At 62.4% G+C, this 12,792-nt stretch carries 11 protein-coding genes; 5 read left to right on the top strand and 6 right to left on the bottom strand.

Features of this window, described 5'->3' with window-relative positions; all coding sequences use genetic code 11:
* Positions 1-22: 22 nt before the first annotated feature.
* Genes B5525_RS42485 through B5525_RS42475 form a run of 3 tightly spaced genes read right to left on the bottom strand, consistent with a single transcriptional unit; the run spans position 23 to position 2,133 of the window.
* Positions 23-1,003 carry an FAD binding domain-containing protein gene (locus tag B5525_RS42485; RefSeq protein ID WP_079572433.1) on the bottom strand — a complete coding sequence of 327 codons (981 nt, stop codon included), beginning with the start codon at positions 1,001-1,003 and terminating at the stop codon, positions 23-25.
* Positions 1,000-1,647 carry an aldehyde dehydrogenase iron-sulfur subunit PaoA gene (paoA, locus tag B5525_RS42480; RefSeq protein WP_079572431.1) on the bottom strand — a complete coding sequence of 216 codons (648 nt, stop codon included), beginning with the start codon at positions 1,645-1,647 and terminating at the stop codon, positions 1,000-1,002. The genes B5525_RS42485 and paoA overlap by 4 nt, the downstream gene beginning before the upstream one ends.
* Positions 1,648-1,695: 48 nt before the next feature.
* Positions 1,696-2,133 carry a cupin domain-containing protein gene (locus tag B5525_RS42475; protein WP_079572429.1) on the bottom strand — a complete coding sequence of 146 codons (438 nt, stop codon included), beginning with the start codon at positions 2,131-2,133 and terminating at the stop codon, positions 1,696-1,698.
* A 478-nt stretch (positions 2,134-2,611) separates the two neighbouring features.
* Here B5525_RS42475 and B5525_RS42470 point away from each other — a divergent pair, with 478 nt between their 5' ends.
* On the top strand, positions 2,612-2,953 hold the full coding sequence (locus B5525_RS42470) for a hypothetical protein (protein WP_154073759.1): 342 nt from the start codon (positions 2,612-2,614) through the stop codon (positions 2,951-2,953).
* 315 nt (positions 2,954-3,268) lie between these two features.
* Here B5525_RS42470 and B5525_RS42465 read toward each other — a convergent pair whose 3' ends face one another.
* Positions 3,269-6,391 (bottom strand): efflux RND transporter permease subunit, encoded by a 3,123-nt coding sequence (locus B5525_RS42465; protein WP_079572425.1) that lies wholly within the window; start codon positions 6,389-6,391, stop codon positions 3,269-3,271.
* The gene (locus tag B5525_RS42460) at positions 6,388-7,566 is read right to left on the bottom strand and encodes an efflux RND transporter periplasmic adaptor subunit (protein ID WP_079572423.1); all 1,179 of its coding nucleotides are present in this window, start codon (positions 7,564-7,566) and stop codon (positions 6,388-6,390) included. Before B5525_RS42460 ends, B5525_RS42465 begins: the two co-directional genes overlap by 4 nt.
* A 192-nt stretch (positions 7,567-7,758) precedes the next feature.
* On the opposite strand from B5525_RS42460, the gene B5525_RS42455 reads away from it, so the two are divergent.
* Together B5525_RS42455 and B5525_RS42450 are read left to right on the top strand one after the other, a co-directional pair.
* Entirely contained in the window at positions 7,759-8,022 is a 264-nt protein-coding gene (locus B5525_RS42455; RefSeq protein ID WP_079572421.1) for a hypothetical protein, read from the top strand.
* 397 nt (positions 8,023-8,419) lie between these two features.
* On the top strand, positions 8,420-8,959 hold the full coding sequence (locus B5525_RS42450) for a hypothetical protein (protein ID WP_079572419.1): 540 nt from the start codon (positions 8,420-8,422) through the stop codon (positions 8,957-8,959).
* Between the two features lie 817 nt (positions 8,960-9,776).
* On the opposite strand, the gene B5525_RS42445 is transcribed toward B5525_RS42450, so the two are convergent.
* Complete coding sequence (locus tag B5525_RS42445; protein ID WP_276328828.1) at positions 9,777-10,802, bottom strand: aldo/keto reductase; 1,026 nt, start codon at positions 10,800-10,802, stop codon at positions 9,777-9,779.
* Positions 10,803-11,071: 269 nt separating this feature from the next.
* Here B5525_RS42445 and B5525_RS42440 point away from each other — a divergent pair, with 269 nt between their 5' ends.
* Entirely contained in the window at positions 11,072-12,322 is a 1,251-nt protein-coding gene (locus B5525_RS42440; RefSeq protein ID WP_079572416.1) for a molybdopterin-dependent oxidoreductase, read from the top strand.
* Positions 12,323-12,334: 12 nt separating this feature from the next.
* On the top strand, positions 12,335-12,679 hold the full coding sequence (locus B5525_RS42435) for a c-type cytochrome (RefSeq protein ID WP_425305244.1): 345 nt from the start codon (positions 12,335-12,337) through the stop codon (positions 12,677-12,679).
* The last annotated feature ends 113 nt before the right edge of the window (positions 12,680-12,792 follow it).

Genomic DNA, 12,792 nt, shown 5'->3' with positions numbered 1-12,792 from the left:
GTCCCTTAAAAGACTGTTTCCCTCAAGTCCGGGTGGTCTCTGCCAGCACGCTGTGCAGGGTTCGCCGCGTCAGCGGAATCTTGAAATCGTTGCCGCCGTACCCGCGCGCGCCGTCGAGCACCGCATTGGCTGAAGCGTTGAAGCTCGCTGAATTTGCCGAGGCGTCGGCCAGTCGTTCCTCGGCCTGGCCGACGCGCCACGGCTTGTGCGCGAGGCCGCCGAAGGCAAGCCGTGCCGAACGAATTCGTCCGCGGGCGGAGTCCACGATGGCCGCGACGGAAACCAGCGCGAACGCATAAGAGGCGCGGTCGCGCACCTTGCGATAGACCTGTACGCCCGGCGGCGGCGGCGGCAATGTCACCGCGGTGATGATTTCGCCCGGCCTGAGCGTGGTCTCGATCTCCGGCGTCTTGCCGGGGAGCCGGTGAAACTCGGCGATTGGAATGGTCCTGGCTTCGCCGGCGCGATTGGTTGTCTCCACCCTGGCGTCGAGTGCCCGCATGGCCACCGCCATGTCGGACGGATGCGTCGCGATGCACTCGTTGCTGGCGCCCTGGATGGCATGGATGCGGTTGAAGCCGGCGAGCGCGGCACAGCCGGAGCCGGGATTGCGCTTGTTGCATGGCTTGGTGATGTCATAGAAATAATAGCAGCGCGTCCGCTGCAGCAGATTGCCGCCGGTGGTGGCCTTGTTGCGCAACTGGGCGCTGGCGCCCGCCAGCAAGGCGCGGCTCAATACGCCGTAGCGCTGGCGCACGCGGGAGTCGGCCGCGAGATCGCTGTTGCGAACCAGCGCGCCGACACGCAGGCCGCCGTCGGAAGTCTCCTCGATTGTGTCGAGCGGCAGCCGGTTGATGTCGACGAGCTGCGACGGCGTCTCGACCTGGAGCTTCATCAGGTCGAGCAGATTGGTGCCGCCGGCGATGATCCTGGTGCCGGGCTTGGACGCTGAAGCGGCTGCCTGCGCGGTGGAGTCGGCGCGTTGATAGGTAAAAGCCTTCATGTCGGGGTCTCCGCGGCCTGCTTGATGGCCGCCACGATGTTCGGATAGGCCGCGCAGCGGCAGATGTTGCCGCTCATCCGCTCGCGGATCTCGGCATCGCTGAGCTGCGGCTGCTGGGTCAGATCGTCGGTCACATAGCTCGGCATGCCGTTTCGGCTCTCGGCCAGCATGCCCACGGCCGAGCAGATCTGGCCCGAAGTGCAGTAGCCGCATTGAAAGCCGTCATGCTCGACAAAGGCCGCCTGCATCGGATGCAGCCTGTCGCTCTCGGCAAGGCCCTCGATCGTCGTGATGGCCTGCCCGTCATGCATCACCGCGAGCGTCAGGCAGGAATTGATGCGGCGTCCGTCGATCAGCACCGTGCAGGCGCCGCACTGGCCGTGATCGCAGCCTTTCTTCGAGCCAGTCAGCGCCAGATGTTCGCGCAGCGCATCCAGCAGCGTGGTGCGCGGGTCGAGCGTCAGCGTGTGCGAACTTCCGTTGATCCTGAGTTCCACCGTCGCGGGCGGCGGGGGCCCGGCGTCGTCCGACGGCCCGGCTGCCAGCGCGGCCTGCGGCAGCGCGGTCAGCAACAGCGCGGTGGTTCCGGTCTCGATGACCGTGCGCCGCGTGATTTCGATGTGGATGGAATCGTTATCGTCCATGACTACTCCGTGTTCGCAAAGTCCGGTGCAAGCTGGCTTCCGCGAGGCTCAGGGCCAGACGTCGTCCGGAAAATTGACGACGATCGGCGTTGCCGTGCTCCGCACGACGATCCATAGAAACGGCTCGTGTTCCGAAGGGTTGATCTCCATGTGCGGCAGGAAGGCAGGCACATGAATGAAATCGCCGGCCTTCGCGCGCGCGCTGAATTCTCCGCTTGCGCCCCAGCGGATGTCGCAGATTCCGGAGAGGACGTAAGCGATCGTGTCCTGCTGGCCGTGATGATGAACGCCGGTCCGCGCTCCCGGTTCCACCTCGAACATGCCGCCCCAGATGGCAGAGGCGATGCCCAGCGACGGCGCGATCGCCGCGCGGCGTTCGGAGCCGGAGGTTTGCGCGGTGCCACGGTCGAATTGATCGGGGCTGACGATGCGGATGGCGGCAGGGGTGCTCATGGCGTCGCAGTTGCGTTTGAAATCGATGGCCATGATCTAGGTTCGCTGCGAAGTCAGAACCATTAAAATGAGGTTTAAGGACTTCACTTCGATTTGAGCCGAAGCGCGCGCTCACTCCGCGGGCACGGCGCTCGGAGTTTCGACGGCGCCGTGAGGGGCGCAAGAAACCCGGACACGGAAACGGTCGAGATGGAGAATGACGCCACCGGCAACAACGGATAAGCGGCGAGCGACCAGCATCGTCGTTCGGCGGGCGCCGGCGCTGCCTCACCAGAGGCAGCCGCCGGCATCTTCTTGTCCCCGAACAGCCGGGTCTGCAGCTGGTCGAGCTAGCTAGAGCTTGTCCTGTGCCGCGCCGCTCGCCGCTTCAAATGTGAGCTCGTTTAACGAAGGGCGCGAGCCAGCAGCTTTTGGATCCGCTCACCGATCAGTAGGTGCAGTTGTACGGCCAGGTATATGGTGTGTAATACGGGCAACCAAGGCCGTCGCCGTACAAGCCGCCGCGAGCGAAATGACGTCCCCGATAGCCAAAGTGATCTCCGCGCATGCCCGCCATGTGACCTCCGCCGAAGCCGCCCATATGACCTCCGCCGAAGCCACCCATGTGACCTCCGCCAAAGCCACCCATGTGACCTCCGCCAAAGCCGCCTCCATGGCCTCCGCCACCTCCGCCTCCGCGGGCTTGTGCACCCGTGGCAAGAAGGCTGCCGGCAAGCACGGCACTTGCCAGAATCATCATTACTCGTCCTCTCATGATATTCTCCTTTGGGATGGGCGGGACTTTCCGCCGCAGGAATGTAGTCGGACGCTGGCGTGTCCCAACATGGCAAACGCCGACGTCGCGATGGACTGAAGATGAGGATCGTTGTTCGCCGTCTCTACTAAATTCGCGTTCAATCATCCGAAATTGAGGCGCCTGGCGCGACGCAAGCCGAGCGTGAGCGAGTGCCAGATGAACCGAAACCGCGTTGCCTTGAGCTTCGGCTTCTTGAGGGTGCAAAATTGCAACAGGGCATCCAAAGTGCGCCGCGCACGAGCAGTGTAGATGCGACGTTTTATGTCGAAGACGCCTGTTCGGCCATGTTGGGCGAGGCGGCGGCACTGAGTGGCCGCCACGACGGTCGCGTGTCCTCTGCATGCGAGCGAATTGGACACCGCTGACCCTTGATCATTCGGCGGGTGCCGGCTGTGCGCCGCTGGGAGCCGCTTGCTGTTCCGCTTGCTTCTTGTGTCCGAACAGCCGGTTCTGCAGCTTGTCGAGATAGATGTAGACGACCGGCGTCGTGTAGAGGGTGAGGATCTGCGACACCGCGAGGCCGCCGACGATGGCGTAACCGAGCGGCTGGCGAAGCTCCGAGCCAACCCCCGTACCCACCATCATCGGCACGGCGCCGAGCAGCGCCGCCATCGTCGTCATCAGGATCGGCCGGAAGCGCTTGATGCAGGCCTGATAGATCGATTCTTCCGTCGTAAGGCCTTCGCTCTGTTCGGCTTGCATGGCGAAATCCACCAGCATGATGCCGTTCTTCTTGACGATGCCGATCAGCAGTATGAGGCCGACGATCGCGATCACGCTGAGATCGATGTGCACCGCCATCAGCAGCAGCAGCGCGCCGACGCCGGCCGAGGGGAGCGTGGAGATAATCGTGATCGGGTGGATCAGGCTCTCATAGAGCACGCCGAGGATCAGGTAGATAACGAACAACGCCGCGAGTATGAGGATCGGCGTGCTCTTCAGCGATGCGCCAAAGGCCTGCGCGTTGCCCTGGAAGCTGGTCTGGAGCGAGAGCGGCGGGTGAAGCGCTTTTTCGGCCGCTTGAATATCGCTTACCGCCTGGCCGATCGCGGCGCCCGGCGCGAGGTTGAACGAGATTGTCACCGACGGGAACTGTCCTGTGTGGTTGACCACAAGCGGCGCAACCTTCACGGCCGAATCGACCAGCGTGGATATCGGCACCTGCTGTCCGCTCGACGATTTGACATAGATGCCGTTGAGCGCTTCCGGCCCATACTGGAATTTGGGGTCGACCTCCAGAACGACATGGTATTGCTGCAGGGTGGTGTAGATCGTGGACACGATACGCTGGCCGAACGCGTCGTCGAGCGTGTTGTCGATCGTATAGGGCAGGATGCCGTAGCTCGACGCGACGTCGCGCTTGATCGTGATGTCGAGCAGCGGCCCGGCATTGAGCTGATCGGTGGCGACATCAGTGACGCTGTGAAGCGCCTTGAACTTCTCGACGAACAGGTCCGTCCAGTGGTTGAGTTCACCCGGGTCCGGGTCGTTCATGGTGTACTGAAACTGGGTCTTGTTCAGCCGCGCGCCGATCGTAATGTCCTGAGCCGCCTGCATGTAGAGCGTAATGCCCTGGATCTTGCCAAGTTCGGTCCGCAGCCGCGCCATCACCTGGTCGATTGGACCGCGCTGCGCTTTCGGCTTGAGCTGAATGAATACACGGCCATCGTTGATCGTGTAGAGGCCACCGCCGGCGCCGGTCGCCGCAGCCACGGAAGCTACGGCCGGATCGCGCACGATGGCATCGAGCAGGGCCTGCTCGCGCTCGGTCATGGCCTGGAAGGAAATATCCTGCGCCGCCTCCGACTGGCCGATGATCAGGCCGGTATCCTGCTGGGGAAAGAAGCCCTTGGGAATGATGACGTAGAGATACCCGGTCAGCGCGATGGTGCCGAACATCACCATGAGCGTGATGAAGCGGTGCCGCAGCACGATCTTGAGGCCTGCCTCATAAGCGTTAAGCAGGCCATCGAAGCCGCGCTCGGACATCCGGTAGAGCCAGCCGTGCTCGTTGCTCTCGGGCTTGAGCAGGTAGGCGCACATCATCGGCGTGAGCGTCCGCGAGATTACCAGCGAGAGAAGGAGGGCCACGCTCACCGTGATCGCGAACTCGCGGAACAGCAGTCCGACATAGCCGCTCATCAGGAATAGCGGAATGAATACGGCGATGAGGGAAAACGTAATCGCCACGACAGTGAAGCCGATCTCGCCGGATCCCTTCATCGCCGCGTCGTACGGCGAGAGGCCCTCCTCGATGTGTCGCTGGATGTTCTCTATCTCGACGACGGCGTCGTCGACCACGAATCCGACCGCGATCGACAAGGCCATCAGCGAGAGGTTGTCCAGAGTATAGCCCATTTCGTAGAGCACCGCGAAGGTGCCGACCAGCGACAGCGGCACGGTGATGGCCGGGATAACGGTCGCCCAGAAACTGCGCAGGAATATGAAGATCACCATGACGACGAGCGCTACAGTCAGCATGAGCGTGAACTGCACGTCGGCAACCGATGCGCGGATGGTCTGGGTGCGATCGGAAATGGTGTCTATCTTGACGGCAGCCGGGATCGACGCCTGCAGCACCGGCATCATGTCCTTGATTCGCTGCACCGTTTCGATGACGTTGGCGCCGGGCTGGCGCTGGATCGCCAGAGTGACGGCGTGCTTGTTGTTTTCCCAGCCGGCGATCAGTTCGTTCTGGCCCGCGCTGATGGCACGGCCGACATCGCGGATGCGGACCGGCGATCCGTTGCGATAGGCGATGACCAGGTCGGCGTATTTGTCGGGCTCGAACAACTGATCGTTGGTATTGAGCGTGAAGGTCTGGCGCGGGCTGTTGAGCTGACCTTTCGGAAGGTCGACATTGGCCTGGCCCAGCACCGTACGGACATCCTCCAGGTTGATGCCGCGAGCTGCCAGCGCTTGCGGATCGACCTGTACCCGGACGGCCGGCTGCTGCTGCCCTCCGACACCGACGAGGCCGACCCCGGATATCTGCGAGATCTTTTGCAACAAGATATTCTGCGCATAGGCATCGACGACCGTTATCGGCAGGGTGTCCGAACTGACGCCGAGCACCAGGATCGGCGTGTCGGCCGGATTGACCTTGCGGATCATGGGTGGATACGGGATGCCCTTGGGCAGATACGCGGACGCGGTCTGGATAGCCGACAACGTGTCGCTGACCGCCCCATCGATGTTGCGGCTCAAGTCGAACTGCAGGGTGATCTGGGTGTAGCCGACCGCGCTCGCCGACGTCATCTGAGTGAGGCCCGGGATCTCGCCGAACTGCAGCTCCAGTGGCGATGCCACCGTCGATCCCATGGTCTGCGGGTCCGCACCCGGCAACTGGGCCGTGACCGTAACCGTCGGATAGTTGACGTTGGGCAACGACGCCACCGGCATCAGCGGATAGGCGACCAGGCCTCCGACCAACAACCCTACCATTATCAGCGCGGTCGCGATCGGCCGTTGGATAAACGGTGCGGAAATATTCATGGGATCGGCGCCTGTAATGCTTGCTGCGCGGCTGCTTCCTGTGCCGCCTGGCCGTGCAGGAACGTGACATGCGTGCCCGGCTGCAGCTTGTATTGTCCGTCAACCACCACCTGTTCGTTGGCCGAAAGGCCGGAATCGATCAACGCCTGGCCGTCGCTGATTTGCGCGACCTTGATGGGGCGGATTGCCACGGTGTTGTCGGGATTGACGACGTAGGCGTAGGGTCCTTTCGCACCTTGCTGCACGACCCCAGCGGGAACGGTCAGACCATTATGCCGCGTATCGACCAGCAGCCGCGCGTTGACGAGCTCTCCCGGCCAGAGCTTGTTCGCCTTGTTGTCAAAGTTCGCCTTGAGCTGGATCGAGCCGGTGGTCTGCAGGATCTCGTTGTTGACGAGGCCGAGCTGGCCTTGATCCAGCAGCATCGTGTTATCCTGGTTGTAGGCGAAGACCGTGAACGGCTTCTTGGTTTTCTCCTGCTGCTGCTGGATTAGCGGCAGACTCGTCTCCGGCAGCGTGAATATCAGCGAAATCGGATGGAGCTGCGTGACGACGACGAGGCCGTTGGTATTTGACGGGCTGATGATGTTGCCGACGTCGATCTGACGAATACCAACCACGCCATCGATGGGTGACGTCAGGCGCGTGTAGCTGAGCTGCACCTTTGCGGCGTCGATCAGCGCGTTATCGGTCTTGATGGCCGCCTGCAGCTCCCCCACTTGTGCCTGCTGGGTCTCGACCAGTTGTGGGGTGGCGTAGCCCTTATCCCCCAAATTGGTGTAGCGAGCGAGATTGGCCTGGGCATTCTTGAGCTGGGCCTGATCGCGCTCCAGGTTCCCGGTATACTGATCAACCAGGGCCTGATAGGGCCGCGGATCGATCTGCGCGAGCAAATCCCCGGCATGTACGGTCTGGCCTTCGGTGAAGTTGATGCTGATGATTTGCCCCTGGATCTGGGCACGTACGACGTCTGTATTGTACGCAATCACCGTGCCGACACCGGTAAGATAGATCGGCACCTCATGCTGGGCGACCGTCCCAGCGACGATCGGCGCCGTTGGCGGAGCGGGCTCGGCGTCGACCTTCTGCAACGCGTGGACATGTGTGAAGTACAGACCGCCGGCCACGAGCGCCGCAGCCAGCAGGCCGGCAGGGACAACGATTTTCTTTTTCATGACGGCTTTCTCTCACAAACCAGACAGTTGCTTCAGGGAATGGTACTTCCCGCCACAGGTGAAACGCTGGGCACCACGGGTACCGGCGAACTGGGCACGACGATGGGTGGCACGCTTGGCGCCGGTACCGGGACCGCGGGGCTAATCCCGAGATTGCCGATCTGGTAGGATCCCAACGGAACCCCGGCGCGAGTGTTGCTGCTTGTCGTGGCAGGTGACGTTGATGTTGGGCTCGACGATGCGGCGATGCTGCTCGAACCGGAGCCGCACATCCCCGTCAATCCCGACGTTTCCACCATTCCCGAGGAGGTCGACAGTCCCGACGTCGCCGAGATTGCCGTCGAGGTCGATATTCCCGACGACGTCGATGTTCCCGACGGCGCTACGCCGCCCATCGTCCCTGCAGTGGCGGGCGTCGTCGTTCCGTTTGCCATTGCCATTCCGCCACCGTCGTAGGTCGCGGGCGATCCGAACGTTCCCATTGGCGAAGTCGCCAAGGTCGAGCACCCCCCCGCGCCGCTGCTTGTGCTTGGAACGGCAATCGTGCCGGTGACGCCGTTGGGTACGGGATTGACGGGAGTCGATACGCCCGGCGCCAGACCATTTGTGCCGACCGTAGCGCTGGGATCCGTTCCGAGCGAAGAGGTGACGCCGAGCGGGGGCATGGCCGTGCCGACCTGGGCGAATGCCGGGCCGCAGCACAGCAGGGGCAAGGTCGCCGCGACGATTAACAATGGTCTCATGCAAGATTCTCCCATAAGAGCGTAAGGATTACGCAGCGAGCGACCGCAAGCAGCGCAGTCAGTAAGGCAGCGGAGGCGACGATGTTCTTCTTCATGGCCGTTGACAGAGGATGGATTGTCTCTCCAGTCGCGCCGCGTTCGACGTTCCGGTGATCCCGGCGTTGCCCTCGCCGGCGAAACTCCCGATCCCGCTGTTGGTGCCGGGGCTCGCGCACGCCGGATTGCTTGACGTCGTCGCGGGTGACGTCACGGGTAAAACGGTCGGCATCGCGGGTGCCAACGGAATCGGCGCGATGGTGCCGGCGATCGGCAATGCGCCTGGCAGCGGTACGGCTGGTGCCGAACTAACGCCAAGATTGCCAATCTCGAATGATCCAAAGGGAATTCCGGTTCGAGCCGCGCCGCCCGGTGTGGTGGGCGAAGTTGACGTTGGAGCGGAGGATGCGGCGAGGCTGCTTGAGCCGGAGCCGCACGTTCCCGACATTCCCGACGTGTCCATCATTCCCGAAGATGTCGACATTCCCGGCGACGGGGACATTCCCGGCATCGCCATCGCGTCCGGCGTCGCAGTGCCCGTCGTCACCGGGCTGCCCGTCGTTGCCGCGGTAGCAGGCACAGCGGTTCCGGCTGCCGTTCCGCCGCCGTCGTAGGTGGCGGTCGATCCGTACATTCCCGATGGCAAAGTCCCCACCGATGAACATGGGGTGCCGCCGCCTGTAATGGCTCCGTTGGTTGGGATCGCGATGGTGCCGGTTACGCCGGTGGGCAGCGGACTGACTCCCGTTGACATGAGTTCGGTGGCGCCCAGCGGGACTCCGGTCGGGCCGACCGATCCACCGGCGCCAATTCCAAGCGGAGAGGTGGCGTCGAGCGAAGGCATGGGCGAAAGTGGGTCGGCGAGCGCATCGCCGACCTGGGCGAATGCGGGGCTGGCACAGAGTAATGGCCAGGCCGTCGCGGCAACTAGGAAAAGTCTCATGAAGAATTCCCCGATATGACCCGAGTGACTGCACAGACTGCGTTGCTGAGCGCTCACGGTTTCGCTTCTTCAGAAGATGGCTCGCTCGCGTGATCCATTCAATTAAATACGAGTTTATCGATGGAAAACCAGCTGAGCTCGAATTTGATGTCTGTGAATTTGTAATTTTTTCGAAACGCACTGTGTAAGCGTTCACACAGCTGGCGTAGAAAGCTTGAAAATAGTTTTGGTTAAGGAGATCGCGTTCGCTATCGATGTTTATTGGATCGTTTCTGATCGCAAGCATCTATCCGATTAGGAACATCTCTCGACGTATGTCGCCACGACAATGGAAAGAACAAGGAGCGAAGACGACGTTGTGGGTGTTGGCGACGAGGGATCTGCGGCGAGGTGACCCCAAGGTGGGTGCGCCCGTGACCATGCCGGCCTGGGACAAGCGGGCTGCAACCCAATCGCTTCATGCTGTTTCCCTGATGTTAGCCGAGCGGTTACGCCGCAAGACGATCGGGCGGCGCCATGAACTCGGGGCCGACGGGATCACTGACCGTCTCCTTGAGAATCCGGTCGATCTCGTCCATCGCGGCCTTGTCGATGTGCCAGCCGACGACGTCGGCGATCGGCGCGAGCTGATCGGCGCGGCGCGCGCCCCACAAGGCGATATTGGCTTCGCCGCGGTCGAGCACCCAGCGCGCGGCCAGGTGAATCACCCGCCTGCCGAAGCGGTCTTGCGCGAATTGGTCGAGTTTCTCGACCGCGGCGAGATACTGCTCGTATCGCGGTTCGCGAAACTTCGGATCGTTCTTGCGCAGATCATCGCCCGCAAACCGGGTCGTTCGCGACATGCCGCCGGACAACAACCCGCGGCACAGCGAGCCGTAGGCCAGCACGGCGATGTCTTGCGCGCGGCAATAGGGAAGCACGTCCTGTTCGATGGCGCGTTCGAACAGATTGTAGGGCGGCTGCGCGGTGTGCAGCGGCGCTACCTTGCGAAATTCCGTCATCTGCGCCGGGGTGAAATTGCTGACGCCGATGGCGCGAATCTTTCCGGTTCGATGCAGTTCGCCCATGGCGTCGGCAACTTCCGCGATCGGGGTGTTCGGATCCGGCCAGTGCACCTGATAGAGATCAATGACGTCGGTCTGCAGACGCCGGAGGGACGCTTCGGCCTCCGCGATGATCCGTGCCTTGCTGGCGTTGCGAAACGGCTTGCCGTCTTTCCAGTCGAGTCCGACCTTGGTGGCGATGTAGACGCGCTTGCGCCGTCCGCGCTCGGCCAGCGCCTTGCCGACGATTTCCTCTGACCGGCCGAAGCCGTAGACCGGCGCGGTGTCGATGAGGTTGATGCCGCGGTCGATCGCGGCGTGGATGGCGCTGACGGCGTCGCTCTCGTTGCTGCCGCCCCACATCCAACCGCCCATCGCCCACGTCCCCAGCGCGACGCGCGAGGCGCGAATGGAGGTTCCGGGAATATCGACGAATTCCATGCTGGTATGATGGGAGGGAATGCGGTTCATCGTTCAACTCCTGCAAATGACGGCGGCGCGACCGAAGTGCACGCCGTTGATTTCGATCGTTGCGATGAAAATGGTCATGCCGGTGCGGGAGTTCGACTAAAAAGGGATTTATTTGATTGCGTTCGATGACCGGGTTCCAGATTCGCCCGATTCCAGATTCGCCCGATCTCGCGATGGCGTTCCCGTCCGCTGTCACCATCTGTTGATGGACGGGTGATGGACAGGCTGGGGTTATCAGGGCGAGAACTGGAACTTTTCCGGAGGAGTAAATGGCTGAGACCGGTCCTCTTCACCACGCGATCACGCGACGGCGATTGCTCGGAACGGCCGGCGTCGGTGCCATCGCCCTTTCGAACTTCGCGCGCTCGAGCCGCGCGCTGGCGGAAACCATGACGGAGCTTCCGCTGCCCGGCGGTCCCGGCGCGCGGCCGATCACATCGGCGTTTCCGGAGAAGGGGCCGATGATCCTGCAGCGGACCCGCCCGCCTTTGCTGGAAACGCCGTTTGAAGTTTTCGACAAAGGGGTCTTCACCCCGGCTGACCAATTCTATGTGCGCTGGCACTGGGCGGTGATCCCGACCGATATCGATCCCGCCAAGTTCGTCCTGAACGTCCGCGGTCATGTCAACCAGACCCTGTCGCTGTCCCTCAACGATATCCTGCATGGGTTGCCAAGTGTCGATCTCGCCGCGGTGAACCAGTGCTCGGGTAATTCGCGCGGCTTCTTCGAGCCCCGCGTGCCCGGCGGGGAATGGGCCAACGGCGCCATGGGTAATGCGCTCTGGACCGGGGTTCGACTGAAGGACGTGCTGGATAGAGCCGGCGTCAAGCCGGGTGCGCTGCAGGTGCGGTTCAAGGGGCTCGACGAGCCCGTGGTTTCGGATGCGCCGCATTTCATGAAATCGCTCGACATCGAGCATGCGCGCGACGGCGAGGTGATGATCGCCTATGCCATGAACGGCCAGCAACTACCGCTGGTGAACGGCTTTCCGCTGCGGCTCGTGGTGCCCGGCTGGTACGCGACCTATTGGGTCAAGATGCTCAGCGATATCGAGGTGCTGGACCAGCCCGACACCAATTACTGGACCAAAGTGGCCTACACGATTCCCGACACGCCGCACGCCAGCGTCACGCCGGGCGAATCCGGTGTGAAGATGATCCCGATCAGCCGGATGGTGCCGAGATCCTTTGTCACCAACATTCCCTCGGGCCAGAAGGTGAAGGCGGCAGCACAGACGAGCTTGCGCGGCATTGCATTCGGCGGTGATTGCGGGGTGGCCAAGGTCGACTATTCCATCGACCGCGGCCAAAGCTGGCGCCAGGCGCAACTGGGTGAAGACAAGGGAAAATACGGTTTTCGGCAGTGGGGCGCGCAAATCACGCTGCCCTCGGCCGGCGCCTATACCGTGATGACCCGCTGCACCAACGTCAATGGCGTGGCGCAACCGGATACGCCGAACTGGAATCCCGCCGGCTTCATGCGCAATGTCGTGGAATCCGTGAACCTCATCGCCGTCTGACGGAGCACCGCCATGTTTCGCCACCTTCCGCCAGCCGTCATTGTTATTTTGGGGACTCTTTTGGGCGCGCTATCGATGCTCTCCGTCGCGCGCGCCGCATCGCCTGTGGAATTGAAGCCGGTCAAGGTCGACCTGCCGGAGAGCGACAGGATGTTCCAGGGATCGGGGGCGGCCGCGATCAACAACAATTGTCTAGCCTGCCACTCCGCAGGCATGGTGTTGAACCAGCCGGCATTGTCGAGGCAGGCGTGGACGGCGGAGGTCAACAAGATGATTACCGCCTACAAGGCCCCGGTTGCGCCGGAGGACGTCGGCGCGATTGTCGACTATCTGGATCGCATCAAGGGCGAGAAATAGCGTCCAGCGATCTTGCTCAAGCAATCTTGAGTCGACGCTCAAGAGGTTTCACCGATCGTTGATCAAGTGAGTCGGCCCAGGATTTGGACTGCTCCGCTGCAAATGCATTTTCG

It is taken from the genome of Bradyrhizobium erythrophlei (genome assembly GCF_900129505.1).
Taxonomy (GTDB): Bacteria; Pseudomonadota; Alphaproteobacteria; order Rhizobiales; family Xanthobacteraceae; genus Bradyrhizobium; species Bradyrhizobium erythrophlei_D.
Note: the sequence above shows the minus strand (reverse complement) of the source record. Positions and strands in the feature narration are given on the sequence as shown.